The sequence below is a fragment of the Sulfitobacter sp. M05 genome, from assembly GCF_029285175.1.
GTDB lineage: Bacteria > Pseudomonadota > Alphaproteobacteria > Rhodobacterales > Rhodobacteraceae > Sulfitobacter.
On record NZ_JABEDH010000002.1, the window covers coordinates 807,348 to 832,758 of the forward strand.

The 25,411-nt window shown below is 55.2% G+C and carries 31 protein-coding genes; 19 read left to right on the top strand and 12 right to left on the bottom strand.

All coding sequences use genetic code 11. The features are described 5' to 3' along the window. The first annotated feature begins 13 nt into the window (after positions 1–13). From HKX44_RS12070 to HKX44_RS12085, 4 genes are all read left to right on the top strand, one after another. A complete protein-coding gene (locus HKX44_RS12070) occupies positions 14–1,141 on the top strand; it encodes an ABC transporter ATP-binding protein (RefSeq protein WP_276151576.1) in 1,128 nt (375 codons plus the stop codon). A gap of 92 nt (positions 1,142–1,233) precedes the next feature. Continuing rightward, positions 1,234–2,109: an ABC transporter permease subunit gene (locus HKX44_RS12075; RefSeq protein WP_276151577.1), complete on the top strand. Its 876-nt coding sequence runs from the start codon at positions 1,234–1,236 to the stop codon at positions 2,107–2,109. Further along, positions 2,106–2,927: an ABC transporter permease subunit gene (locus tag HKX44_RS12080; protein ID WP_276151578.1), complete on the top strand. Its 822-nt coding sequence runs from the start codon at positions 2,106–2,108 to the stop codon at positions 2,925–2,927. Before HKX44_RS12075 ends, HKX44_RS12080 begins: the two co-directional genes overlap by 4 nt. After that, positions 2,927–4,255, top strand: a complete 1,329-nt coding sequence (locus HKX44_RS12085) for an FAD-binding oxidoreductase (protein ID WP_276151579.1) — start codon at positions 2,927–2,929, stop codon at positions 4,253–4,255. The genes HKX44_RS12080 and HKX44_RS12085 overlap by 1 nt, the downstream gene beginning before the upstream one ends. Positions 4,256–4,359: 104 nt before the next feature. Here the strand turns inward: HKX44_RS12085 and HKX44_RS12090 are convergent, their stop codons facing one another. Then, positions 4,360–5,028: a flagellar hook capping FlgD N-terminal domain-containing protein gene (locus HKX44_RS12090; protein ID WP_276151580.1), complete on the bottom strand. Its 669-nt coding sequence runs from the start codon at positions 5,026–5,028 to the stop codon at positions 4,360–4,362. Positions 5,029–5,038: 10 nt separating this feature from the next. Next, positions 5,039–6,481: a flagellar hook-length control protein FliK gene (locus HKX44_RS12095; RefSeq protein ID WP_276151905.1), complete on the bottom strand. Its 1,443-nt coding sequence runs from the start codon at positions 6,479–6,481 to the stop codon at positions 5,039–5,041. A 203-nt stretch (positions 6,482–6,684) separates the two neighbouring features. Here HKX44_RS12095 and HKX44_RS12100 point away from each other — a divergent pair, with 203 nt between their 5' ends. The 6 genes from HKX44_RS12100 (at position 6,685) to HKX44_RS12125 (ending at position 9,979) form a co-directional block, all read left to right on the top strand. Further along, positions 6,685–6,969, top strand: coding sequence for a rod-binding protein (locus tag HKX44_RS12100; RefSeq protein ID WP_276151581.1), 285 nt, complete (start codon positions 6,685–6,687; stop codon positions 6,967–6,969). Continuing rightward, the gene (locus HKX44_RS12105) at positions 6,953–7,312 is read left to right on the top strand and encodes a flagellar biosynthesis protein FlgN (RefSeq protein WP_276151582.1); all 360 of its coding nucleotides are present in this window, start codon (positions 6,953–6,955) and stop codon (positions 7,310–7,312) included. Before HKX44_RS12100 ends, HKX44_RS12105 begins: the two co-directional genes overlap by 17 nt. Positions 7,313–7,515: 203 nt before the next feature. Further along, on the top strand, positions 7,516–8,343 hold the full coding sequence (locus HKX44_RS12110; protein ID WP_276151583.1) for a flagellin: 828 nt from the start codon (positions 7,516–7,518) through the stop codon (positions 8,341–8,343). Between the two features lie 72 nt (positions 8,344–8,415). After that, positions 8,416–8,787 (top strand): flagellar biosynthesis regulator FlaF, encoded by a 372-nt coding sequence (flaF, locus tag HKX44_RS12115; protein ID WP_276151584.1) that lies wholly within the window; start codon positions 8,416–8,418, stop codon positions 8,785–8,787. After that, positions 8,784–9,188: a flagellar biosynthesis repressor FlbT gene (gene flbT / locus HKX44_RS12120; RefSeq protein WP_276151585.1), complete on the top strand. Its 405-nt coding sequence runs from the start codon at positions 8,784–8,786 to the stop codon at positions 9,186–9,188. Before flaF ends, flbT begins: the two co-directional genes overlap by 4 nt. Beyond that, the gene (locus tag HKX44_RS12125) at positions 9,188–9,979 is read left to right on the top strand and encodes a DUF1217 domain-containing protein (RefSeq protein WP_276154235.1); all 792 of its coding nucleotides are present in this window, start codon (positions 9,188–9,190) and stop codon (positions 9,977–9,979) included. Before flbT ends, HKX44_RS12125 begins: the two co-directional genes overlap by 1 nt. A 2-nt stretch (positions 9,980–9,981) precedes the next feature. Here HKX44_RS12125 and HKX44_RS12130 read toward each other — a convergent pair whose 3' ends face one another. Next, positions 9,982–11,355, bottom strand: coding sequence for a FliI/YscN family ATPase (locus tag HKX44_RS12130; RefSeq protein WP_276151587.1), 1,374 nt, complete (start codon positions 11,353–11,355; stop codon positions 9,982–9,984). An 82-nt stretch (positions 11,356–11,437) separates the two neighbouring features. Between HKX44_RS12130 and HKX44_RS12135 the strand changes: the two genes are divergently transcribed. From HKX44_RS12135 to HKX44_RS12175, 9 genes are read left to right on the top strand one after another with little or no spacing between them, the layout of a single operon-like run. After that, on the top strand, positions 11,438–11,827 hold the full coding sequence (locus HKX44_RS12135) for a FlgB family protein (RefSeq protein ID WP_276151588.1): 390 nt from the start codon (positions 11,438–11,440) through the stop codon (positions 11,825–11,827). A 13-nt stretch (positions 11,828–11,840) separates the two neighbouring features. Beyond that, positions 11,841–12,233 carry a flagellar basal body rod protein FlgC gene (gene flgC, locus HKX44_RS12140; RefSeq protein ID WP_276151589.1) on the top strand — a complete coding sequence of 131 codons (393 nt, stop codon included), beginning with the start codon at positions 11,841–11,843 and terminating at the stop codon, positions 12,231–12,233. 40 nt (positions 12,234–12,273) lie between these two features. Next, positions 12,274–12,561, top strand: coding sequence for a flagellar hook-basal body complex protein FliE (gene fliE, locus HKX44_RS12145; protein ID WP_276151590.1), 288 nt, complete (start codon positions 12,274–12,276; stop codon positions 12,559–12,561). Next, positions 12,561–12,830 carry a flagellar biosynthetic protein FliQ gene (locus tag HKX44_RS12150; RefSeq protein WP_276151591.1) on the top strand — a complete coding sequence of 90 codons (270 nt, stop codon included), beginning with the start codon at positions 12,561–12,563 and terminating at the stop codon, positions 12,828–12,830. The genes fliE and HKX44_RS12150 overlap by 1 nt, the downstream gene beginning before the upstream one ends. A gap of 1 nt (position 12,831) precedes the next feature. Continuing rightward, complete coding sequence (locus tag HKX44_RS12155; RefSeq protein WP_276151592.1) at positions 12,832–13,542, top strand: flagellar hook-basal body complex protein; 711 nt, start codon at positions 12,832–12,834, stop codon at positions 13,540–13,542. A gap of 19 nt (positions 13,543–13,561) precedes the next feature. Then, a complete protein-coding gene (gene flgG / locus HKX44_RS12160; RefSeq protein WP_276151593.1) occupies positions 13,562–14,347 on the top strand; it encodes a flagellar basal-body rod protein FlgG in 786 nt (261 codons plus the stop codon). Continuing rightward, positions 14,347–14,763 carry a flagellar basal body P-ring formation chaperone FlgA gene (flgA, locus tag HKX44_RS12165; protein WP_276151594.1) on the top strand — a complete coding sequence of 139 codons (417 nt, stop codon included), beginning with the start codon at positions 14,347–14,349 and terminating at the stop codon, positions 14,761–14,763. Before flgG ends, flgA begins: the two co-directional genes overlap by 1 nt. After that, on the top strand, positions 14,738–15,499 hold the full coding sequence (gene flgH / locus HKX44_RS12170) for a flagellar basal body L-ring protein FlgH (RefSeq protein ID WP_276151595.1): 762 nt from the start codon (positions 14,738–14,740) through the stop codon (positions 15,497–15,499). Before flgA ends, flgH begins: the two co-directional genes overlap by 26 nt. A gap of 10 nt (positions 15,500–15,509) precedes the next feature. Continuing rightward, on the top strand, positions 15,510–16,001 hold the full coding sequence (locus HKX44_RS12175; protein ID WP_276151596.1) for a flagellar basal body-associated protein FliL: 492 nt from the start codon (positions 15,510–15,512) through the stop codon (positions 15,999–16,001). Positions 16,002–16,003: 2 nt separating this feature from the next. Here HKX44_RS12175 and HKX44_RS12180 read toward each other — a convergent pair whose 3' ends face one another. The 9 genes from HKX44_RS12180 to HKX44_RS12220 form a co-directional block, all read right to left on the bottom strand. Further along, complete coding sequence (locus HKX44_RS12180) at positions 16,004–16,417, bottom strand: hypothetical protein (protein ID WP_276151597.1); 414 nt, start codon at positions 16,415–16,417, stop codon at positions 16,004–16,006. Further along, positions 16,414–17,499, bottom strand: a complete 1,086-nt coding sequence (locus tag HKX44_RS12185; RefSeq protein ID WP_276151598.1) for a flagellar type III secretion system protein FlhB — start codon at positions 17,497–17,499, stop codon at positions 16,414–16,416. Before HKX44_RS12185 ends, HKX44_RS12180 begins: the two co-directional genes overlap by 4 nt. Further along, positions 17,496–18,269: a flagellar biosynthetic protein FliR gene (locus tag HKX44_RS12190; protein ID WP_276151599.1), complete on the bottom strand. Its 774-nt coding sequence runs from the start codon at positions 18,267–18,269 to the stop codon at positions 17,496–17,498. The genes HKX44_RS12185 and HKX44_RS12190 overlap by 4 nt, the downstream gene beginning before the upstream one ends. Beyond that, positions 18,266–20,350: a flagellar biosynthesis protein FlhA gene (flhA, locus tag HKX44_RS12195; protein WP_276151600.1), complete on the bottom strand. Its 2,085-nt coding sequence runs from the start codon at positions 20,348–20,350 to the stop codon at positions 18,266–18,268. Before flhA ends, HKX44_RS12190 begins: the two co-directional genes overlap by 4 nt. Before the next feature lie 226 nt (positions 20,351–20,576). After that, entirely contained in the window at positions 20,577–22,874 is a 2,298-nt protein-coding gene (locus HKX44_RS12200; protein WP_276151601.1) for a hypothetical protein, read from the bottom strand. Then, on the bottom strand, positions 22,871–23,740 hold the full coding sequence (gene motA, locus HKX44_RS12205; protein WP_276151602.1) for a flagellar motor stator protein MotA: 870 nt from the start codon (positions 23,738–23,740) through the stop codon (positions 22,871–22,873). The genes HKX44_RS12200 and motA overlap by 4 nt, the downstream gene beginning before the upstream one ends. A gap of 69 nt (positions 23,741–23,809) precedes the next feature. Next, entirely contained in the window at positions 23,810–24,430 is a 621-nt protein-coding gene (locus tag HKX44_RS12210) for a hypothetical protein (protein ID WP_276151603.1), read from the bottom strand. Positions 24,431–24,478: 48 nt separating this feature from the next. Next, positions 24,479–24,871 (bottom strand): hypothetical protein, encoded by a 393-nt coding sequence (locus HKX44_RS12215; protein ID WP_276151604.1) that lies wholly within the window; start codon positions 24,869–24,871, stop codon positions 24,479–24,481. A 10-nt stretch (positions 24,872–24,881) separates the two neighbouring features. Further along, positions 24,882–25,373: a flagellar basal body-associated FliL family protein gene (locus HKX44_RS12220; protein ID WP_276151605.1), complete on the bottom strand. Its 492-nt coding sequence runs from the start codon at positions 25,371–25,373 to the stop codon at positions 24,882–24,884. Between the last annotated feature and the right edge of the window lie 38 nt (positions 25,374–25,411).

The following is a 25,411-nucleotide window of genomic DNA, read 5'->3' on the forward strand; positions in this document are numbered from 1 at the left end:
GGATTTGTGAATCGTGAGCCAGACCGTTTTTGCCCCTTGGGAAGATCCTGACGAAAAACCGCTAATCCGGTTCCAGAATGTCACGAAGAGATTTGGCGAATTCACCGCGATTTACGATCTGACACTGGATATTTTCGAGAAAGAGTTCTTTGCCCTGCTTGGCCCGTCCGGGTGTGGCAAAACCACGATGATGCGCATGTTGGCTGGGTTTGAATCCGTGACCGAAGGACGGATCGAACTGGCCGGAGCGGACATCGGCCCTGTGCCGCCAAATGAACGCGCAGTGAACATGATGTTCCAGTCTTACGCGTTGTTTCCGCATATCAGTATCTGGGAAAACATTGCGTTTGGCCTGCGCCGTGACAAGAAGAGCAAAGCCGAGATTGAAGCACGGGTTGAAGAGATGCTCAAACTGGTGCGGCTGGAAAAATTCGCCCACCGCAAACCGCATCAGATTTCCGGTGGTCAGCGGCAGCGGGTGGCGCTGGCGCGGTCGCTTGCGAAAGCCCCCAAGCTGCTTTTACTAGATGAACCGTTGGGCGCTTTGGACAAAAAACTGCGGCAGGAAACCCAGTTTGAACTGATGGACATTCAGGAAACCACCGGCACTACCTTTGTGATTGTGACCCATGATCAGGAAGAGGCAATGACCGTTGCCAGCCGCGTGGCGGTGATGGACGAGGGGCGGGTGATACAGGTGGCAACGCCAGCGGCGATCTATGAATACCCCAATTCCGTCTATGTTGCCGATTTCATCGGGGACGTGAATATCATTGAAGGTCTGGCCAGTGCGTCCGGCCCTGAGGAATATGCGCTGAATTGGAAAGAGGGTCAGGCGCCGCTCACCGCAACATCGCAAAAACCGTTTAGTGAGGGCCAGAAAGCCCATCTGGCGATCCGGCCCGAAAAAATCCGCATTTCGACGGAACGGCCCGACGATACCGTGAATGCCATGCAGGGCAAGGTGCTTGATATTGCTTATCTGGGAAACCTGTCGACCTATCATGTTGAATTGCCCGACGGACAGGTGATCAAGGCTCAAACAGCCAACACCCGCCGCATCGCCCGGCGTAATATCACATGGGAAGACCCGGTTTGGATTTCGTGGAGCGCCACGGCGGGCGTAATGTTGGACCAATGATGCCAGCGCCCTCCCCATCCTTTTTGATCCGAAAAACTGCGGCGGCCGGGGTACACGCCGGTTCCGCACAGACAAAAGGCGGAATCTGAAAAATGCGCCGTACCACCCTGATCTTGATCCCTTATCTCTGGCTACTGGTGCTGTTTTTTGCGCCATTCCTGATTGTGTTGAAAATCTCGCTCTCGGATGCGGCCTTGTCGATCCCGCCTTACACGCCGCAGCTTAAGGATGGTATCAGCGCTCTTATCCGCGAATTGGATTTCGAGAATTTTGTCTTCCTGACAGAGGACGATCTGTATTGGAAAGCTTACCTTAGTTCGCTGCGCATTGCCTTTTTCTCGACGGTGCTGACGCTTCTTGTCGGCTATCCGATTGCTTACGGTATGGCCAAGGCACCGGATGAATGGCGAGCGACATTGATGATGTTGGTGATCCTGCCGTTCTGGACCTCCTTTCTGATCCGCGTCTATGCGTGGATGGGTATCCTCAGTAACGAAGGTTTGCTGAACCAGATGCTGATGTGGTTGGGTATAACAAGTGAGCCATTGGTGATCCTGAACACGACAACGGCGGTCTATATCGGCATCGTTTATACCTATCTGCCCTTTATGATTCTGCCGATCTATGCGGCCCTTGATAGGCTTGACGCCTCTCTGGATGAGGCGGCTCAGGATCTGGGATGTACCCGTACCCAAGCCTTTTGGCTGGTCACCATTCCGCTGTCGAAAAACGGTATCGTCGCGGGCTCGTTCCTTGTCTTTATTCCTGCGCTAGGTGAATTTGTGATCCCGTCGCTGTTGGGCGGATCAGGTACCTTGATGATTGGTAAGGTGTTGTGGGAGGAATTCTTTAACAACCGTGACTGGCCGGTGGCCTCGGCTGTGGCCGTTATCCTGTTGTTGATCCTGATCCTGCCGATTGTGCTGTTTCAGCGGAACCAGCAAAAACAACAGGAGGCCGAACAATGAAACGGATGTCGTGGTTCAATGTCACTGCGCTGACGTTGGGGTTTGCCTTTCTTTATCTGCCGATGCTGGTCCTGGTGATCTACAGCTTTAACGCCTCCAAGCTGGTTACCGTCTGGGCCGGGTTTTCGACCAAATGGTACGGTACCCTGTTCCAGAACGAAGCGTTTCTGGATGCTGCATGGGTTACAGTAAAGGTCGCCGTCATCTCCTCGACCTTTGCAACCATCCTGGGCACCATGGCGGCCTATGTTCTCGTTCGCGGCGGGCGGTTTATGGGGCGCACCTTGTTCTCTGGCATGATCTATGCTCCCTTGGTGATGCCCGAAGTGATCACGGGGCTTTCGTTGTTACTTTTGTTCATTGGCATCGGACTGGACCGTGGGGTGTTGACCATCGTGCTGGCCCATACAACATTCTCAATGTGTTATGTCTCTGTGGTTGTTTCTTCGCGGCTGGTTACGTTTGACCGGTCGCTGGAAGAGGCCGCGCTGGATCTGGGCTCAACCAATTGGGAAGCGTTCCGCCTTGTCACATTGCCGATCATTGCGCCGGCTGTGATTTCCGGCTGGTTGCTGGCCTTCACGCTCAGCCTTGATGATCTGGTGATTGCATCCTTTACATCTGGTCCATCGGCAACGACCCTTCCGATCAAGATTTTTTCCGCCGTGCGTCTGGGTGTTTCGCCAGAGATTAACGCCTTGTCGACGATTATGATCTTGATTGTAACTGTCGGGGTTGTGACAGCCTCTCTGGTCACGAAACGCAATGCAATTCGTGCGCAAAACGACGCGCAAGCGGCGGAGCGGGCGGCGAACTGATGCGGCGCATCTATCCCGAATTCGCCTATTCCGACGCGCCCCGCGCCAGCTGTTGGTGGGACGAAACCTGTGATGTTGCGCAGCGGGGCAGCTTGCAGGAAAACCATCGGTGCGATGTGGCGATTGTTGGCGGCGGGTTCACTGGCATTTCCGCAGCGTTGCAATTGGCACAGGCCGGGGTTCGTGTTGCGGTTCTGGAAAGCCGCTATGTCGGTTGGGGGGCCTCGGGACGCAACGGTGGATTTTGCTGCCTGGGCGGCGGCATGTTGAACAATCGCCAACTGGACAAGGCGTTTGGCCGGCAGGGCCGCGATGAATGGCGTCATGCGGAACAGGCCGCTATCCGGTTCGTCGAAGGGTTAATATCCCGGTTTGATATCGATGTTGACCGGCACTCCAATGGCGAAACGCAACTTGCACATCGTCCGCGCGATTTTGAAACGATGAAATCCGATGTCGCATATTACGCTGAAAACTACGGCATCGAGGCGCGTTTAACGGCCAAGGACGATCTGCCCTCAGAAGGGATGAATGCAGGCTTTGAAGGGGCCATTACGGTTCCGATCGGATTTGGTCTGAACCCGCGGAAATATATCACCGGTCTGGCGGATGCCGCCGAAGCTGCCGGAGCGCAGATTTTTCATAACACACCGGTAACCGCGATCTCGCGTTTGCACGACGGTTTCGATCTTACGACACCGCAGGGCAAGGTGCGGGCGGAAAAGGTAATTGTGGCCACGAACGGATATTCCGCAGATGATTTGCCGGATTGGTTTGCGGGGCGCTATATGCCAACCCAGTCCAGCATTGTGGTAACCCGCCCGATGACCGCTGCTGAATTGGCCTCGCAGGGCTGGACCAGCAATCAGGCGTCCTATGACTCCCGGAATTTGCTGCATTATTTCAGGCTGATGCCAGACAATCGCATGTTGTTCGGTGTGCGCGGTGGTTTGATGGCAACGCCCGGGTCCGAAGCACGGGCGATCAAGCGGGCGCGATCCGATTTTGATAGGATGTTCCCGGCATGGCGCGGGATTGAAACACCAAACAATTGGTCGGGAATGGTGTGTATCGCCCGCAACCGGATGCCGTTTGTTGGCCAGGTTCCCGACAGTCCGGGTCTGTTTGCCAGCTTGTGTTATCACGGCAATGGGGTTGCGATGGGTAGCTATAGTGGCGCGCTTGTTGCGGATTTGGCGCAGGGTAAAATCTCGGCCCAGATTCACCCGAAAGCGGTCCAGCGACCTTTGGCGAAATTCGAGCTTGGACGATGGCGCCGGGCTGTGATGCCGGTCGCTTACGCCGGGTTTGCATTGAAGGACCGCTAAAGCGTTCGACCTTTAACCTGAAGCATTTCGTATCCCCGAAGTCCCGAGAACGTCCCGCGTGGCAGGGTATTGGGGATTCATGTTTAAGGTCGGGCGCTATAGGCTCAGGCCGGCGGTTCGCGCAGGCCATCCACGCTGCTTGCCTGAATGGCACTGCCACCTTCAAGGACCAGAATAGTACCCCCGTCCTGGCGGCGAGTTTCCACGATCCGGCCAAATGCCTCAGTCGGTTCATAAAGGATTATTTCGCCATTGGCGCGGCTTTCGATGCCAAAACTATAGGATTCCGCAGGAAAGGCAGAGCCGGTGTTTGAGACACCGGTCCATTCCACTGGATCCGCCGAAACAGGCAGTTGCAGCCGCTGGATATCCTGACCGGCGCTGTCACGCACCACCAAATACACCTCGTCGGCTGCCGCAGCCGGGTTCGGTTTGATCACAATCGGGCTGCCGTCAAAATACACAGGGGCTGTCGTGCGGGCTTCCATGCCGATCCAATTGGCCAGTTCCGCCATATTGCCCGACCCGATTTGCGAGGCAAGCGAGGTAAGCAGGTCGTTCGACAGAACCTGCTGTTCAACCATCGAAAACTGCGCCAGTTGAGCGGCGTATTGGGATGAATCGATAGGCTCCAGCGGATCTTGATACCGGGCCTGTGCCGTCAACATCTTCAGAAAGGTCTCAAAGTCTGATGACAAAACGGGCTTTGTCTGTGGTGCCGTGCCGGGCGCTGTGCCGGCTGTGGTTGTGGTGGGTGTTGTATTAATGTCCATGGGGGGCCCTTCAAAGCCGGATATCAAGGCCGGCCTGCAATCCGGTGTTCAAATTTATCTGCGCCGCAGGGGTGGCCCGATCGTTAAAGGAGGTGTCGTCATCCGGAGCATTCGACGCACCGTGGTCACTTTCAGTGTCTTCCCTGGTTTGCGCGCCGCCTGAAAATGAAAAGGCGATGTCAGCATATCCAATGTCCAGAAATGCAGCTTCCAGATGGGAGATATGACGCCGCAAGAGGTCGACGGTTTCCTGCCGCTCGGCAAGCACATTGACCACGATACCGGTTTCCGATGACGACAGGGCAAGGCGCACACGGCCCAGCTCTTCGGGGTTAAGGGAAATTTCAACCGGTCGGTTTGGCATCGATTGTAAGGCCTCAACAATCTGGCGGGCGATGTGTTGCGGCAGCGGTGTGCTTGTCTGGGGCACTTGTGTGGCGTGTGCAGTTGATGCTGTTGCAGTCTCCCCGCGCATTGCGAAAACCGCATCCGTTTCTGTCAGGCTTGTCAATGATTTGCTGACGTCGCGATCAAAGGTCGGCTGGGGCGGGGCCGCGGGCACCACGGTGGGCAGGTTTATGGCGGGGGGTGGTTTGATCTGCTGGCCCTTGGTTGAAGATGGGAAAACCGAAGAAGTGCTTAGTGCCCGATCTGGTGTGGCCTTCTCAGCTGTGGATTTGGCTGGGGTGGCAATGACCCGGGTGCCTGAGGCAAGGGGCAGTGTTGCACCGGAAACCGCGGCCGCCGGTCCCGCAAGACCGATGTTCGGCCCAGTTAGGGCGGCGTTTGGCAGGGAGCGGCGGTGGGGGAAGGCGTGACGTGCCGGGCTGGCAGAAAATTCGTTGAAAGACGGTGCCTTGGGCATGGCTGGCTGGGGGAATACTGGCCCTTTTGCTGCGACAGCTGCATTCGGCAGTACAGGCGGTTTTTCACCCTGCGAAGGGTTGCTTTCTGCGGGTGGTGAGGGGGGGATATGGGCACCCGCCGCCGGTTCAAGTATACGTTGTTGTTGACCCATGGCTTGGCGGCGCATGGTGTCAGTTTGCAACAGCGTCTCTGGCTTTTTGACGTTTACCAGCCGCAGGGAAGAAGGTTCAATTTTCAGATCAACGGCTGGTTTTCCCAGTTGGTTAGCGTCGGTTGGCCTGGCATCACCATTCTGCGGCGGTCCAACCTCAACAGGCTGTTCCGGCGTCCGCGCAGGCAGTGCGCTTGAAAAAGGAAAGCTGTTCGCATCCTGCGCCTTAAGCCTGTCAGGGGGCAACACCCCGCCGTTTTCGACAATTGCCGCCGCCTCTTCCAGAGTGTCGCCGTCAGATGTGTCCTTGACCTCTGGCAGGGGAAGCAGGGCCGCATCAACGATTTCGGCGTCGGGCGTTACTGATGGGCCTGTGAGGACCGCGATAAAGCTCAACCCGGTCTCTTCTGATGTTGCTGAGCGGTCGATTAGCATCTTTGACACGTTTTCGTCCGTGCCAGACGCCGGCGGCGTGCCTCCGCCTTTTGTTGGCAATAGGCCTTGGGTCAAGATGGGATGCACGTTGTCCTCCGGGATTTCTTCTCCGACTGGGGCGGTTATGGGCGAACATCCTTACCAGTTGTTTACTGAAATCAGCGCATGATCGGCAAAGTAGACAGCAATTTAAGGACCCTGCCATGCAAACGATCGGCCCTGTTGCGGCCCCGATGCCGTCGATCTCTGAGGATAATGCCCTGCGCCAGGCTGCGATGCAGCTGGAGGCCGGGTTCCTTGCTGAAATGCTTAAATCAGCGGGGCTTGGCACCACGCCAGAGGGGTTTGGCGGCGGCGCGGGTGAGGATCAGTTTGCGTCTTTTCTTGTCGCTGAACAGGCCATGGCCATGGTTCAGGCTGGGGGCATTGGGCTGAGCGAATCAATTTATGAAGCACTCAAGGAGCGAGAAAATGACGGCGAACATTAATGCAGCGACAACCGAAGAACTAAGTGACGTGCTGGATGCTGAACGCGAGGCTCTGTTGCAAGGGGATTTGGAAAAACTGAATGCGCTGCTTGTGTCCAAAGAGACCTTGATGGAGGCGATGAATACCGTACCCCAAACAGATTTGACCATGATGCAAATGCTGGACAGTAAAGTGAAACGTAATCAGCTTTTGCTGGATGGGGCGTTGGAGGGAATCCGCGCAGTGGCGGCACGCATGGCCCGCCTGCGCGAGGTAAGAGGCGCGTTGGAAACCTATGGGGCGGACGGCAAGCGCCATGACATTCAATTGGAAGCCGACAGTTCGGTTGAACATCGGGCGTGAGCAATTGATTAAAAACCCCGCGACATGACAGGCACGGTTTCAGGGTTCGTTAACACAATTACGCCAAATCTAAGCGTGCATCCGAGGTCGGGTGGCGCATCTTTTTGTACAAAAACATGCATGGTTCAGAATGACATTTCGTCCAGCCCCAGGGGGGTGGGACACAACGGACGCAAAGCGTCTATGACTGAAGGAACATGCTTATGTCGAGCATCATTACAAACAACAGCGCAATGGTTGCCTTGCAAACATTGAAATCCATCAACGCGAATCTGTCAGATACACAAAACGAAATTGCCACCGGCAAGAACATCAGTTCTGCCAAGGACAATTCAGCAATCTGGGCGATTTCCAAAGTGATGGAGGCCGATGTTGCCGGTTTCGACGCGGTATCCAAATCGCTCGCGGTCGGTGAAGCGACGCTGGGTGTTGCATCCGCCGGTGCAGAATCTATCGTCGAAACGCTCAAGGAAATGGAAGCCCTTGCTGTTTCTGGCGGCAGTGAAACTGCAGATTTCACGAAGATTCAGGCCGAGATGCTGCAAAAGGTTGCGCAGATCGCGGATACGATTGAGGCGTCACAGTTCAACGGTGTGAACCTGCTTTCGACTGCAGGCAACGGTTTGACCGTAGTCTCCTCTGTGAACCGGGTCGGCAACGCGGCAGCGACAACCGATACAATCGCAGTAGCAAACCTTGATTTTGAGGCGAACATTGATACCGCAGGCATGACTGCGATCACGGATTCCGCAACTGCGGCGACTGCGTTTGGTGAAATCCAGACGATGTTGACAACTGCCTTGGCTGGCGCATCCACCATCGGTTCGGCAGCGAGTCGCGTTGAAGATCAGGGGGCCTTTGTGTCCAAACTGTCCGACTCGTTGAAATCCGGCATCGGCGCCTTGGTGGACGCAGATATGGAGGCTGCTTCTGCCCGTTTGCAAGCCTTGCAGACACAGCAGCAGTTGGGTGTTCAGGCCCTGTCGATTGCCAATCAGGCACCACAGACAATCCTGTCGCTCTTCCGTTAAACCAATGGGTCGGGGGCGGGATTGGCCTGCCCCCGTCTTCTGCATACCATTCAGAATTAGGTAAGGTTTAACGTGAACGCATCCTTAAAAGCCCGGCATGCATATGCCCCGACATCCGCGCCGACCCGTTCGACACGCGGGATAGAATACGATGTAATCGCCCGTATCACCTATCGTTTAAAGACGGCGATAGAGAACGGTAAGTTCGGTCCACTGGTCGAAGCCTTGCACGAGAACCGAAATCTTTGGCGTGTCTTAGCAATCGATGTGGCCTCGCCTGAGAACCAGCTGCCTAAAGAGTTGCGTGCCCGATTGTTTTATCTGGCCGAGTTCACTGATCACCACACCAGCAAGGTCATCAGCAGAGAAGAGTCTGCCGTTCCATTGCTTGAAGTAAATACTGCGGTTTTGCGTGGTCTGAAACCCATGGAGGTGACGGGATGAGTGGACTTGTTCTTAAGCTGAGCCCTAAGGAACGCGTTTTGATCAATGGTGCGGTCATTGAAAATGGTGACCGTCGAAGCCGCCTGTCCATAATGACGCCTGACGCGCATATTTTACGTTTGCGCGACGCGGTGCATCCGGAAGAGGCAAATACGCCGGTCCGGCGGGCATGTTTTGCAGTGCAACTGGTTCTGTCCGGGGACAAGGAGCCCATCAAGGCGCATCATGATCTGCTGCGCCAGGTCGAGGACCTGAGCCAAGTGTTTCAGGACGCGGACAGTCAGCGCATCTTGGCCGAGGCCGGCACGGCAATCATCGCGGGGCAACACTATCGTGCCCTGAAGGCGTTACGTACCCTGATTTCCAGAGAGGACCGTCTTTTGGCGGTGCGGCCAAACTGATGTTTCAGCCAATTGTTCCAGCTGACGGCCTTTCGGGATGGCGTTTTCTGCAACGTACCTACGATGTCCAGGCAGAAGCCTTTAACCGATCCACTGTTATGCAGCGCGATACGGAGTATTTCGCAGACAAGATATCAGAAGTGACATCCGCAGAAGATCTGGTCGCCGACCGTCGCTTGTTGTCGGTGGCCTTGGGGGCTTTTGGCCTTCAGGACGATGTTAACAATCGCTATTTCATTCGGAAAATTCTTGAGGAAGGCACGGCCAGCGACGATGCTTTGTCGATGCGCCTGTCCGACACGCGGTATCGCAAATTATCCGAGGCCTTCGGTTTTGGCCCTGCCACGGATGTAAAAGTGGGCAATGCCGGCTTTGCCGACACCATTATTGCCAAGTTCCAGTCCAGCAGTTTTGAAGTGGCGGCAGGCGATCAGAACGGTGCGATGCGTATCGCGCTTTACGCTGAGCGGGAACTGGCACTGCTTGCGGCCGATGACGGCTCGACCAATGCGAAATGGTTCACCATTATGGGCGACCCGCCCTTGCGTCAGCTGTTCGAAAAAGCGCTGAACCTTCCAAAATCAGTCGGGTCAATTGATATCGACCAACAACTGCGGATATTCAAAGATCGCGCTGCTTCGGTTTTTGGCAGTGACGACCTTGCGCAGTTCGAGGATCCTGAAGCGGTGCAAGACGTCATCACCAAGTTTATTGTTCGGGATCAGCTTGGCACTGCAAACGGCGGAGTTTCCGCAGGTTCAATCGCACTGACCCTTTTACAAGGCGGCTAGCCCTAGGAGGCACCGGTGTCCAACGTGGTCGTCTGTGGGCGGTTTTGAGAGGCTTTGGCCCGTCGCAATATCAGGTTCAGTTGTTGGAAACTATGCGTACAATCCTGCGGTGCGTCCTGACCCAGAAAATCATCCAGATCGGTCCAAAGCGCAATTGCCTGATCCAGTTCCGGATCGGACCCCTGAACATAGAGCCCGGCGCGAATTATCACCGCATTGCGGTCATACAATCCCAGCAAGCGACGGGTCTGATGCAGCAGAGCATTTTCGGAAACTGACGCTGCATTCGGCAGGCTACGTGACACGGATCGTAGAACGTCAATGGCCGGATACCGGCCCCGTTCCGCGATGGTACGGTCTAGGACAATGTGGCCGTCCAATACCCCGCGCAAGATATCCGCGATGGGTTCGTCCATGTCTGAGCCAGCAACGAGGACCGAGAACAATGCGGTAATATCCCCCTGTTCGCCGGCCCCAGAACCCGCGCGTTCACAGAGCGACATGATCATATGCGCTGTTGACGGGGGGTAGCCGCGCAGAACTGGTGCCTCGCCTGCCGCCACGGCGACCTCACGGTGGGCTTCGGCAAAGCGGGTGATTGAATCGGCGAGGAGCAGCACCTGTTTTCCCTGATCTCGAAAATGTTCGGCCACGGCCATCGCCGTCCAGGCGCAGCGACGGCGTTTCAGCGCGGATTGATCTGATGTCGCGGCGACAATGACAGTGCGTTTCAACCCCTCTTCGCCAATGACTTCGTCAATGAAGTGACGCAGTTCTCTGCCACGCTCACCAATCAGGGCAATCACGACCACCTCCGCTTCCACATTGCGGGCAAGCTGGCCCAGTAGGCTGCTCTTGCCGACACCGGAACCGGCAAAAAGGCCAATCCGTTGGCCCCTGACCAGTGGTAGTAAAGTGTTGGTTACGGCCATCCCTGTGTTCAGACGCGCGCCCAAAGCCCGCCGTTTTGCTGGAGCGGGCGGGGGGCAACGCAAAGGTCTGGGTGTCGAGCCGCGCAGCAAGGGGATTCCATCCAGTGGCTGGCCCGATGGATCAATGACGCGCCCCATCCAGGCATCGGCGGGCGCGACTGCATTTTCATGGGAAAGCACCGCGCGATCTTGCAAGGCCACGCCGTCAGGTACCCCTTCCGGAAGGGCGATAATCACGTCTCCTTTAAGTTGGACAACCTCACTTGCCAAAGGGGGCTGTCCCTCGCGCTGGATCGTGATCCAGTCGCCAATCCGGGCAGTGGCCGCCAGCCCGAGAACTTCGATTACGCCTGCCTTTACGCGTGCCACACGGCCCACGGGGCGCACCGGGCTGAGAGCGTTGATCTGGGCGCGCAGGCCGCCGAGCTGTGTCGCAGTTTGCATTTCATTCCTTCCGAAGACGCTCACTCTTTCTAAAGGAATCAGAGTTAAGCCTTGGTTGAAATCGGTCGAGGGAGAAGCCCCGATGTTTGAGAACCTAGATATCTTTCGCATGTCCGCTGCGATGGCGCGCCATGCCGGGAAACAACAGGCGGTGGTTGCGCAGAATGTGGCCAATGCGGATACCCCCGGATACGCCGTGCGCAGATTACCTGCGTTCCAAGTGTCTTATGCCCCGTCAGAGGATGCTAGTTTGCAAACTGCAACGCGGGTGGGACATTTGCACGGGCGCATGGACGGTGCTGGATTACCAGCGGCGCAAGACGTGCGGGCTCAGTCCAGCCCGAACGGCAACCAGGTCTCACTTGAAACAGAAATCCTGAAATCAGTTGATGCCAAACGCCAGCATGATCGGGCGATGGCTATCTACAAGACGTCAATTGGCGTGCTGCGAAGCAGCCTGCGCACAACGTGAAGGATCTGTTGTCATGAGCGATTTTTCAAATGCACTGAGTATTTCATCAAGCGGTCTGCGCGCGCAGGCGGCCCGTCTTCGGCACCTATCCGAAAATATATCGAACGCGGATACGCCAGGGTACCGGCGCAAGACAATCTCGTTCGAAAGCGAGATGGCGGGACGCTCTGATATCAGTCAAGTGAAGCCGGGACGGGTGCGATTGGATAAATCTGAATTAGAGAAAATCCATGACCCGACGCATCCCCTGGCTGATGCAACAGGGCATTATGACGGATCGAACGTCGATCTGTTGATCGAGCTGGCCGATGCCCGAGAGGCCCAGCGCAGCTACGAGGCAAACCTCAAGGTTTTTGAACAAACTCGGAAAATGTCTTCGGGTCTTATGGACCTGTTGAGGCGGTAAACCCCGATGAACGGTTAAATAACAGTTAAGGAGATCCAGAATGGAGATCAGAGGACTTTCAGTTGCGCAGAAATATGCGGCAGCACGGCCGGCAACAACTCCGGAAGAAAATAGGGGGGCGTTGAACGCCGCGCGTAATGCTGCAATCGACTTTGCCACGGCGTTGGCCGAAGGCGAAGAAACGGCAAAATCGGCGATGATCGGTGATGCTGATCCGCATTCCCTTGTGACTGCACTGGCGCAAACGGAACTGGTTGTCGAAACCGCGGTGACCGTGCGCAACAAGGTTGTTGAAGCCTATCAGGAAATCCTGCGGATGCCGGTCTGATGCTGGACGAAGTGCTGTTCTTTGACACGCTCAGGCAGGGGTTATGGGTGGGATTGGTTATCTCCCTTCCTATCCTGACAGTCGCTTTGCTGGCAGGGGTCTCCATTGGTTTGATACAAGCGCTGACTTCAATTCAGGAAATGACGCTGACCTTTGTGCCAAAGCTGGCTGCCATTGGTGCCATTTTCTGGCTCTCGATGGGGTTCATGACGCAAACGCTCGTGTCGTTTTTTCATGACCGAATTATTCCTCTGATTATCGGAGGTTAGGATGGATCACGCTGGTTATACCACGTTAAGCCGTCAGTCAGGCCTGGCGCGAGAAATGCAAATTGTGGCGAATAATATCGCCAATGCGGCGACAACGGGTTTCCGTTCGGAGGGGTTAATCTTTTCCGAATTTGTGCGGCCAATGGAACGGGGCGCGTCCCTGTCCATGGGCCAAGGTAATGTGCGCAATACTTCTTTTGTGCAGGGTCCATTAACCCAAACAAACGGCACTTTTGATCTGGCGATCGAAGGGGATGGTTTTTTCCTTGTGCAAACACCTGCCGGTGAACGGTTGACCCGGGCGGGTGCGTTTTCGCCTTCAGCCGAAGGTGATTTGGTAACCTATGATGGGTATCGTGTGCTTGATGCCGGGGGGGCACCGATCTTTGTGCCTCCGGGTGCGGATATCGCTATTTCACCGGATGGAACGCTCAGTGCGGATGGTAATCCACTGGGCCAGATCGGATTGGTCTTGCCCGTGGACCGCAAAGAGATGGTGCGTGAGGATGGTGTGATGTTTCGTGCGGACGCAGGGATTGAACCATCTGATAACGCCAAGATTTTGCAAGGCTTTGTCGAGAATTCGAATGTTAATTCCATCACTCAGATTGCCCGGATGATCGAAGTGCAACGCGCCTATGAGCTGGGTCAGAGTTTTTTGAAAACTGAGGACGAGCGGGTGCGAACCGCGATGAAGTCCCTGATGACATAATCCGAAAAAGGAGACACAGATGCGTGCCCTCAAGATAGCTGCCACTGGGATGATGGCTCAACAAATGCGAGTCGAGACGATTTCGAATAATCTCTCGAACATGTCAACCACCGGTTACAACGCGCGGCGGGCGGAATTTGCCGATCTGCATTACCAACAGATGTCGCGGGCAGGGGCGATCAATGCCTCTGATGGAACCGTCCTGCCGACTGGTGTGCAGCTGGGGCTTGGTGTGCGACCAGCTGCTGTTTCGGTGCAGCTGGCTCAGGGCGGGCTGTCGCCGACCGGTGCCGATCTGGACGTCGCGATCAACGGTAAGGGGTTTCTTGAGGTTACATTGCCCTCCGGCCAAACGGCCTATACCCGGGACGGGGGCCTTAAACGTACAGGCGAGGGTTTGATCGTCACGTCAGACGGGTTTCCGGTTGCGCCAGAAATTGTGATTCCAAACGATGCCCGCAATATTTCAATCAATCCGGATGGTGAAGTATATGCCTATTTTGACGAAAATGCCGCTGGTCAATTGTTAGGACAGTTTAATCTGACAGGCTTTTCCAATGCTAAGGGGCTTGAAGCATTGGGCAGTAACCTGTTCTCCGAAACCGAAGCATCTGGCCCTCCTTTGATATCGACACCGGGCATTGATGGGCTTGGTACCCTAAGACAAGGATATCTTGAGGACAGCTCGGTGGATGCCGTTCGCGAGATAACCGAATTGATCGAAGCCCAACGCGGATATGAGATGAACGCCAAGGTCATCTCTGCCGCGGATCAAATGATGGGCGCAACGACACAGGTGCGGTGATGTTTCATAATATTCTGATTGCGGTGTTTATGGCCACGCCGGTTTGGGCAGATGGGGTTGTTCCCACCCGTACCATCCGCGCCGCGGCAATCATCCAGGAAACGGATGTAATCCTGCGCGCCGATATGAAAAACAGCGGCTATGCGCGCCTGATTGATGTGGTCGGACAGGAGACTCGCGTGGTGTTATATCCGGGGAAACCGATCGGAATTGACGACATCGGTCCTCCCGCGATTGTACATCGCAATCAACTTGTCAGGATTTCGTTTTCCGCAACAGGTTTGCAAATCGTGACCGAAGGGCGCGCGCTTGAGCGCGGTGCAATTGGGGATCTGGTCCGCATCATGAATCTTTCATCACGCGCCACAGTTTTTGGCCAAGTGCAGCCGGATGGCAGTGTCAAAGTCAGCCAATAGGAGCCGACCAGTGAAATATTTACCTGTCATTTTCGCCCCAATTTTGTTGGTCTCGGCCTGTTCAAGTACAAATGACATCGGCAGACCTCCGTCATTTAATCCGGCTGTTGAAACGGTCGAACACTCTGCGATGGTCAATCCCGGCCTTCCCCCCCGGATCGAAGAAAGGCGCAGCGTTGATCGTGCCTCTCTTTGGTCCGGTACGCGCCAGTCGCTTCTGGGGGACCGGCGGGCCCTTCAGCGGGGGGATATTCTGACCGTGGTTGTTGACGTGGACGAAAAGGCCGAGATTTCCAATGCAACGGACCGCTCCCGGTCCGGTTCAGAAGATTTTGGTGTACCCGAATTCTTGGGTTTCCCGCAGCGGTTGGGAAACCGGTTCCCGGGTGCCAATCCTGATCGCTTGATCGGGATAAATACGTCGTCCGCTTCTGGCGGAGACGGGTCGGTCAAACGCAAGGAAAAATTGACCTTACGGGTTGCAGCGACTGTTGTTGACGTCTTGCCAAATGGCGTTCTGTCCATCGCGGGTTCTCAGGAGTTGCGGGTCAATTTCGAGCTGCGGGAACTCTTGGTGACAGGTTTTGTACGGCCAGCGGACATTTCGCGGCAGAATGAAATTACTTATGACAAAATCGCTTCCGCACGCGTGTCATACGGGGGGCGGGGGCAAATAACAGATGTGCAACAGCCGCGTTATGGCCAGCAAATTCTAGACGCCGTTCTGCCTTTTTAAGGGAAATGTCATGCTGAAAAAAATCCTGCCACTTGTGTTTTTACTAATCGGTTCCGGCGTCGGGGTAGGGGCAGGCATGGCATTGCGCCCCGCGCCTGAAGTGGTTGAAAATGAAACCACAGAAGCGGAACAACCTGCCGCGACAGTCCCCCACGGTCCAGAAAACCCGGCACCGGAAATGGACTACGTTAAATTGAACAATCAATTCGTTGTCCCCATCGTTAAGGACCGTGTCGTTGTCGCGCTTATTGTTCTGGCGCTTAGTCTGGAAGTGCCATTGGGCAGCAAGGAGGCCGTTTTCCGGCGGGAACCAAAATTGAGGGACAGTTTCCTTCAAGTCCTTTTTGATCACGCGAATATCGGTGGTTTTGACGGCGCTTTTACCGAGGCGAACAATCTGGATATGTTACGAGGTGCCCTTCGGGAGGTTGGTCAGAAAGAGATGGGTGTGGAGATAATCAAAGATGTCCTGATTTTGGAGATTGCTCGTCAGGACTATTGATCTCAAACCGGCGGCTGGCGCAGGGCGTGATCAATTGCAATCCCAAGTGTGTCTTTGGCAACTTTCCTTTGTCGGCTCTTCTTTTCCTCTTTAATCAGATTTTCCAAGGCAACAACTTTGCCAAATGCCTTTCTTACCCTTTCCTGCTCATAGGATTTGATGGCCAGCACGCGTGCCAACTGCATGTTCAATGTCGATTGAGACCTGCTTAGCCAGCCTTGCCAAAGCAGGTCTGCACCGATCACACGCATGCCCGAAACGAAACTGTCTTCCTGATGGACCGCCCCATCAAGTTTTTGGAGTCTGCGTAATTCCTGACGCAATTGATTTTCTTCGGCGACCACTTGGGCGAAGATCTGTCGTTGATGGTCATACTGCGCGGTGCATGCGACCAGCACCTGTTCGAGATCGTTCATACTTTTCCCTTTGCGCGTTGCCGCATGGTTTCGGCAAATCTGATTGCTGCGGCGACTGCGCGGTAAAAGTCCGGCGAAATCTCGTCACCTATGGTTGTTGTCGCATGTAGGGACCGGGCGGTTGGTGGGTCACTGTGGATCGGAACACCAGCCTCTTGCGCAGCTTCACGGATGGCCTTGGCGATTTCATCGATGCCTTTGGCAACACAAACCGGGGCAGCGTTCGGTTGCCGGCTCCAGGTCAGGGCCACGGCGTAATGGGTCGGGTTAACGATCACCACATCGGCCTTTGGCACATCCGCCATCATCTGGCTTTGCGACACAGACATGGCGCGCTGGCGGCGTTCCTGCTTCATATGCGGGTCGCCTTCGGCATTCTTGGTTTCGTCCGCGATCTCCTTGTGGGACATCATGTTTTTGCGCAAATGCGCAAAATGCTGGTAGAGCGCATCAATTGCGCCAATTGCACCTGAAATCAGGACCGTGATAAAAAGGAAGGTGATACAAAGTTCAGCAAGTAACTTGAGAACCAGACGCGGCGAGCTGTGCAAAACACCGACCATGTCTGCCAGGCGATCCTGGATAAACAGCGCGAGCACGATTGAATAAAGCGTCAGTTTGGTAAAGCTCTTGAGCCACTCAAACAGACCGTCGCGCCCGAATTTATTCTTAGCATTCGATAGAATCGAAATACGCGAGAGTTTTGGCGCAAGTTTGGTGGGCGCAAAGACCCAGGCGCGTTGTGCAAAAACGGCTATGATGACAGCAGTCGCAGGCAGGGCGAACAGGGGGGCAAGACCTGTGAAAATGGGCATCATCATGCCGGCCATAGGGGACTGTGTTGCGCCTGCAAAGAATAGCGGCGAAAGCGTGTCGGCCTGATCAATCAAGACCATCAACGAGGTCCCGACCTGGCGGATACCGTCTGCGCCGGTCATGAGGAGAGCGACCAGGAACCCAGTATAAGATGCCGCCGTCAACAAATCCGTAGACTTGGCGACGTCGCCCTTCTTGCGGGCATCCAGCAGTTTTTGCGGGGTCGCATCATAGGTCTTTGACGTGTCATCGTCCTGCCCGCTCATCTTGGCATCCGGTAGGGATTGGCCAGATAGGCATCCATCGCATTCAGCCAATGTTCCAGCATAAAGGGTGATGCGAGGAGCAGGACAAGAAGCCCGCCTGCGGTGATCAAGGGCGCACCGACAAAAGCGACCATTAGTTGTGGCATCGCCTTGTTGATGACGCCAAGCGCCAGATTGTAGACGACTGATAGGATGACAAAGGGGGCGGCAAGTGTGAACGACAGGGCAAAAGCCTGTGCGATCCGCGAGATACCCCATTCGGATACCACCTTTGCACTGGGAAACGCGCCCATAGGCAAGAGGTCATAAGATTGGATCACCAATGCTGCAGCCTTGATATGAAGGCCGGCCATGACCGCAAGAGCGATACCGCCAATGATGAGGACATACCCCATCGCCGGCAAAGGATCAGCCGCGGCACCGCCAAGGATCTGAGAAAGCGAGGTTGATTGCGCAGCGATCGAGCCGGTCGTTTGCAACGCCAGAATGAACAGGCGGACGCCAATGCCCAGTGTCAGCCCTGCCAGTGTCTCGGTAGCAGCCAGTGTGATTAAGGTATCGAAACCGGCAACCATCGGTATGCGTGGCACAGCCGGTGCGATAATCAGAACAAAACCCAGCACGATCACCAGTTTGACGCGGGCGGGGACAGTGCGTTCTCCGAACGCTGGCAGCATCGCAACCAGTGGCGCGACCCGCAGGAAGACTGCGATACCATGCCAGAGGAAACGGTTCGTAATCTCCAGCAAGTCTGCCAGTGCCGGTGTCATGCCGCGATTACACCAACAAGGGATGGCCGGGCATCAAGGCCGATTTCCTCAAAGGAAAGAACCGGGGTTGTGATCCCTTTTGCCTGCATGACCGTTCGTAAAAACCTGCGCCGTCGTGTATTCGTCACCAGAGCCGGGTAAATTCCATTGTGACCTGCGTCATTCAGCTTTTCCGAAGCGCGCTCCGCCAGCTTGTTGAACAGGTCTGGCGGTAGGGCGATGTCAAACCCGCGATCCCCCTCTACCTGATAGGTGGCAAAAGTGTCTTCCCATTCCGGCGCAAGTTGGATCAGCGGCAAGGTGCCATCCGCCCGGCGTATCTCTGCCACCAATTGAAACCCCAATCGCTGGCGCACATGTTCGCAAATCGCCTCCGGTTGCGCGTTTTGCCCCCGTGCTTCTGCGGTAGCTTCTAGGATTAGGGGCAAATTTCGAATTGAAACCTGTTCATCAAGCAATAGCCGCAAAACCGCATGCAGGATGTCGATCGGCACCTTGTCAGGAATCAATTCATCCAGCAATTTGCGGTTCGCCTCGGCGCGGGTCGGATTGGTAACATTGGTCATTTCGTTCAATGTGCGGCGCAGGGATTTGAGGCTAAGCAGCCGGCTGAAGTTGTTTTTTACCATCTCCAGTAAATGTGTCGCAAGAATTTCGGTTGGAGTAACCAATGTGACCCCGGTAAGAACGGCGGCTTCTTGATCCCTATTATTGATCCACCGCGCTGGCGCACCATACACAGGTTCAGTTGTGTCCGTACCACTTGGCAAAGCGTTGCTGTCATCTGGCGCAAGCGCAAGCACTTGATCGGGGTGCAACTCGGCGCGGGCCTGTTCGACCCCTTGAATCCGAATTACATAGACGCCTGGAGCTAAGGCAGAGTTATCGGTTAGGCGTATTTCGGGAAGGATCAGCCCGTAAGCCGCTGCAACATGATTACGCATTTTTGAAATGCGCGAGTCCAGCCCTGTAGCGGGATCGAGAACCATGTTCACCAGGTCAGGTGCAAATTCCACATGAATATCATCCAGCTCCAATACATCGCCCATCGATTTTTCAATCGGAAGGGAACCTGATGAATCCACGTCTGGTGTATCTTCGTCAGCCTGTTTGGCGTTGCGATATCGGACATATGCCGCAACAGACAGGCATCCACCGCCGACCATGAAAGGCCCAAAGGGCAGCCCCGGAAACATGCCGAAAGCCAGCATCAATACGGCAACGGTGGCCAAAGCACCGGGGTGTTTGCCCAATTGGCTGAACACCGCAAGGTCTGTTGCGCCCTGCGCCCCGCCCCGCGCAAGGAGTAAAGCCGAAGCAATCGAGATGATCACGGCGGGGATTTGCGAGACCAAACCATCGCCAACTGTGAGGATTGCATAGGTTTCAAAAGCTGCACCAAGAGGCATCCCGTGAACTACGATCCCCATGATCAACCCAGCTACCAGATTTAGGATTGTGATCAGTAGGCCAGCAACAGCATCCCCTTTGACGAATTTCGAGGCCCCATCAAGGGAGCCAAAAAAGGTTGTCTCAAGCTGTTCGCGTTCCCGCCTTTCTCTGGCCTGCTCATGGGTAAGGGCACCGGCCGCCATATCGCTATCAATCGCCATCTGTTTGCCCGGCATCCCGTCCAAAGCAAAACGCGCGCCGACCTCGGCCATGCGTGTGGCACCTTTATTGATAACCATAAAGTTCACGATCAGCAGAACGCAAAACACCACTAATCCTAGAAAAACAGAACCGCCCATCACAAACTGTGCGAAGCTTTCGATAACATCACCTGCTGCATTGGTGCCGGTATGCCCCTCGCCGATGATCAGTTTGGTCGATGAAACATTCAGCGACAAACGCAACATCAACGATGCAAGTAAAATCGTCGGGAAGGCGGAAAAATCCAATGGACGTTCAATAAAAAGTGTCACAGTGAAAATCAGGATCGCCAGCGCAAATGACAAGGCCAGGCCCGCATCCAGAACCCAAGCTGGCATGGGAAGGATCATCATCGCGATCACCGCCATCAAAGCGACAGCCAGCAAGATCGTGGGGTTGAACAGATCGGTTGAAGTGAGAGGCTTCAATGCTCGACCTTCCCTGTCAAAGGCGCACATCTGACAAGAAGCTTAGAAGTCACCAGCGGCATATGCAGAAAAAGGGCATTGAGAACACCACGCAGGGCTGTGGCGGACAGTCGGAATTGTTGCATTCTGCATCTCTCCCATTCACTTTTGATTGTATCGGGACTCTACGCAGACTTCCTTTATGAAAAGTAACCAATGACAGGCTGTTAGCCCGTTCCGCTTTTTATCAGGGGGTTATGCCCTCTGATCCAACAAGAAGCTCTGGGGCCTGCAACAGGTTCAAGAGCGTTTCCCGCGCTGCGCGGCTCTCGCTTAGCGCTGCTTCACTGCGTGCCAACATACCATCGGTCTGGCGCGTCGCGGGGATGTCCGCGTTTGACAGGGCCAGTGCCGGACCGAACACTGCATTTTCGGCTAGGCGTTGATTGCTCTCGTCTTCTGCCAGCCAAGCCGCCCGCGCTGCTGCATCATCGTCATTTGCCAAAAGGAAAAGATCATGTGCTTCTGCATGGGCACCTGTCATCTGCGTTGCCTTTGCGCGCAGTAAATCAGCGTCCTGCCCTGTCACTCCTAAAAGAGCAGCTTGGGCGCGCATCGGCTGTGACATATCAAGCGCAATCCGCGCGGCAATGATCTGATATGATTCGCTTTTTGCATAGTCCAAGTGGTCGGGAAGAATGGTCTGCGCCTGTTTGGCAAATCCCAGATCTAGCAGGCGAGTTGCGAGCGCCAGCTTTTGGCGTGCGGGCAATCTTGTGATGTCCTGCGGTGACTGCCGGAATATATATTCAAGGAAAACCACGTCCTCGGCGGCGGCTACCAACTCCTGGATCAGGCGCATCCGAAGTTTGACTGCATCATCTTCTTCGGAGTCTCCGCCCAACTCTTTTGAGGCGGCGAATGCGGCGTCAAATTGCCCAGACCTTACAAGCGCCAACACATGCGTACGCCTGAGAGCAGGCCCTAACTCTGTCTGGTTCAGTTCTTTCGCATAGGCTTCAACCAGGCTGGCGGTCTCAGCGGAAATTGGTTGCTGGGCGACGATCCGGGCATCCACCAGAGAAATAAGGGCCTCGGGTGAGTGTTCAGCGTTATCGTCAATCACATCAGAAAGGTCTTCGCTGGCTTTGTTCATGTTACCGGAGTCCAGCGCGATGTGTGCCTGCGCCAGTTTGGCGGAACTGGACAGTTCTGACGGCAGCCTTTGCACACTCCGCAAGGCTGAGGCAGCAGCATCGGCATCACCATGGGCAAGCAGCCTCTGGCTGAGAGCCGGTGCAAGGACATCGCGCAGATGGACCGGAAGTTTATTCAATGCCAACAAGGCAGAACGGGGATCAATGGCGCGAGAGGTGCCTAGATCGGCGTTTGCAAGCATGGCCCATAGCGCCACATCCGTATTACAATCCAACATCAATGGTAACCTGCTGCCCTGCCGTGCGGTGCCGGTTTCCAATATCGAGGCAATATCTGCCAAGATGCCCTGAGAACTCACCAAATCAGTGTCCAGACGCAAAATTTGCCGAGCTTCAGCACCGAACCCAAAGTGAAGGTAGAGCTTTGCCAAATTCAGGGCAGCCTCTTGATCAAGTTTGTCGAATTCTTGATAGAGGCTGCGCCGCAAATCACCTGTTTGCTGGTGGAAGGGGCGATCATCCCCCCAGTTTGCGATGTCCAAAGTTGCATTCAATGGGCAATTTAACCCCGAAAGGGATTGTGGATCGTCCGTCGCCTTTGCAAAGCCGGGGATGTCCATGCTGGAAGAGACCCGCATGTTATTCAGAACGCCGCTGAGGTTTTCGGGTTTTGGAACTGGTGGTGGCGCTTCTGGCTCTGCGATAGCACTCAAATCAACTTGTGCCCGTCTGCTTATCGGCAGGGATGGTCCCGGCACGGGAGTGAGCAGTCCACGGGTGGTCGCTGTGCCTAATTCACGGGTTAAGCGGCGTGAAATTTCGGTCAGCGAGTCTTGTTCCAACTCGGAAAGCGGGGCGCGGGCGAGTGCAGGTAATGCGACCGGCTGGATTGGATCGTTGCGCGGCATCGATGCCATCGGAACAGCAATGTTGGGTTCTACGGGTTTGATGCCGATCTCTTGCTGTGACTCCTGCTTCGGTTTTGGCAAGTCCTTCGGTTTCATAGGAATGAACGTGCTCGCCAGCGTAACGCCCGGCGATGCAATGTCGATGACAACAAAGCGTTCTTTGTCAACGAATGGCGCGACCCGGCAGGCGCATCCTAACCGGATGGTGAACCCGTCCGGACGGGAGGTGATGCTTTGCACCCGGTCGCGCGGAATATAGGTGAATACCGTGCTGAGGTCATAGCCTTGATCGTAACCGGCGACGGCGAAGATTACATCCTGGCCGATATGGGTGACCTTCCAGTCTCGGTTGTCTGTTAGCGGGGCAACCAATCTGCTGTACCCGCTATGCTCGCCGGAACGGACTTTGGTCTGCTGCGCATTCGATGCGAACGGCAGCCAAAGAAACACCAGTGCAATAGACAGGTTGCGGATCATCATGCGGCCTCTTGCTTGAGGGCTTTTAATGCTTCCTCAAGATCGGCGAAGCTGGGCCGTCTGTGCGACGGGGTATTCTGTCGCCCAACCTCGATGCAAATGTTTGTCGCGTGGTTGTGCAAGTTCGCCACTAAAACCTCGCGGATCAATTTGTAGAAATTTGCCTCGTCCTCGGTTACACCTTTTACCTTTTCTGCAAAGGGACCGATGATCGCATAGGCAAGGAACACCCCCAGAAACGTGCCCACAAGCGCGCCGCCGATCATCTTGCCAAGGATCTCTGGCGGTTGGTCAATCGAGGCCATCGTTTTGATCACCCCCAAAACAGCGGCGACAATACCAAGAGCCGGCAGGGCATCTGCCACCATCTGGAGCGCGTGGCTTGAATGAAGCGCGTGCTGGGCATTTGCTTCCATCCGTTTTTCCAGCACCTCTTCAACCTGATGCGGATCGTCATAATTCATGGAGGCAGACCGCATGGTGTCGCAGATCAGAGCGATAGCTTCTTTGTCGGTCATGATCTTCGGATAATTTGAAAAAATTGACGATTCTTCCGGTGTTTCAATATGTTCTTCGATGGCTACCGGGTTTTGGCGGGCCAATCGGATCAGTTCGAAAAGTAGGCAAAGAAGGTCGCGGTAATCGTCCGGTTTCCATTTCGGCCCTTTGAACACCTTACCAACATCCTTGATTGTGTGTTTAACCGCCGCGCCGTCATTGCTGAGCAGGAAAGCGCCAACAGCAGCCCCGCCGATCATCATCATTTCAAAAGGCAACGCCTTGATAATGATGCCCATCTTGCCGCCTGCGGCCACATATCCACCGAAGACCATGATGAAGATCGTGATGATGCCGATGATGCCAATCATGAAAACTCCATTGCAGGTTAAGTCACGGGGTACCCTTGCAGACGGGCGTTAATAAAGTCTCTGTAAGGCTCAGGTTTTTGGCGCTGTCGCATTACGGCCGGCCAGAATGGCGCTGATGGAATAGGCCCGCTCCGGTGTCAGTCCCGTCATTATTGCCGCAGCGGCATCAGGGCGCATTCGGCCCAGAAATCCGGCTGCGAAATTAGGCTCCATTGCCTCGAACAATTTCGCGGCATCCTTGGGTTTCATGCTCTCGTATACCGAGGTCAACCGCGCCAGATCGTCTTCTGATGCACCATCCGCCAAAGAAAGAGTCTCGCGCAGATTGTTTTCTGCCTGCTCCAGACTAGTCATACGTTTTGTGATCTCCTGATCTGCAACCATCAGCGCCTTGCTGCGTAGCTCGATCTGGCTTTCCAGCTCTTTCACGCGCATTTCCCGGGCGCGGAGGGCTTTCAGAAGGGCACTGATCTCTGCACGATCAGTGGATATTTTTGTGCTTTCCTTTGTCGCATCGGTGGTCTCTTTGGCAGGCATTTCTACCTCCGCCGGGGAGTGCTTTGCTGCTTCTGCAAAGGCTTTGCCGGCTCCCGCGCCCAGCCTTAAAATTGCTGACGAAACAAGCATTGCAGTCAGCAATAAAACTGCACCGCGCCCTGTCCGGCGGAACTTGCGGGGTTTCTTTTTCATGATCGTCTCCTCGGGATGAATCCTGGCGGATTGGGCGGGCACGTCAGACTATGCGCGCCGCCTAACAAACATGGGTTGCGCAGGGTCTTGCGGGTCTGCAGGGGGGGTGATCGCGACATCTTCGGTCGGTTCGTCCTGTGTGCCGGATGCCTGTGTCTGCGGCAGGTCGTGCAAGGATGCCATCTGCATCTCCAATACCCGGGCAGTATCCTCGGCGCGTTCCACCAGACTGGTCAGCGTCTGTGCTGATTGCGTCGCTGCCGCCTGAGCCGCGGTCAGCGTTTTGCCCAGGTCATCAACCTGCGCAGACAAAACAGCGACCGCACCACCCACGCCATTCTCAAGGTCGTTGAACCGGTTCAACCTGCGGCCCAGAATAAAACAGTAAAATCCGGCTCCGATGGCACCCGCACCAAGGATAATGTCAGCGATCAGTTCCATATCGAGCCTTTCAATTCAGTACAAATTCCATGATCAGCAGGTCATTCACCTTGCCGATTCCCGTCACAACCTGAACCCGTCGTAACATTTGCGCCCTCAAGCGTGTCAGCGATGCCGGATCTTCAAGGTCGGCGGGCTCCAATGCGCGAAGATAACTGTTGAGAACGTCAACCACGCGGGGCAGCAGTTTCTCCACCGCTTCTTTTGCCGCTGGCGTGACCTCCAGATGGGCACGGAATACAAGGTGTTTGGCATTTGACGGGGCCCGCATGGAGATCACCAGCTGATCGACAGCGACATATTCCACGTCTGGCCCCACCACTTCGGTGGGCATTGTTGCGTCCTCTTCCTGATTATGGCTGTCAGTACCCAGAATCATGCCGCTGAAGGTGGCGTAAAACCCGCCACCGCCACCGGCCAAGGCCAGTACCAGCCCAATTATCACGGGGAGTTTGGACTTTTTCGGGGTCGCCTCTTCTTCTTCCGGGGGTGCGTCTGACATCTGACATCCATTTCCTCTGTTGGTGTCGTTATAGACGT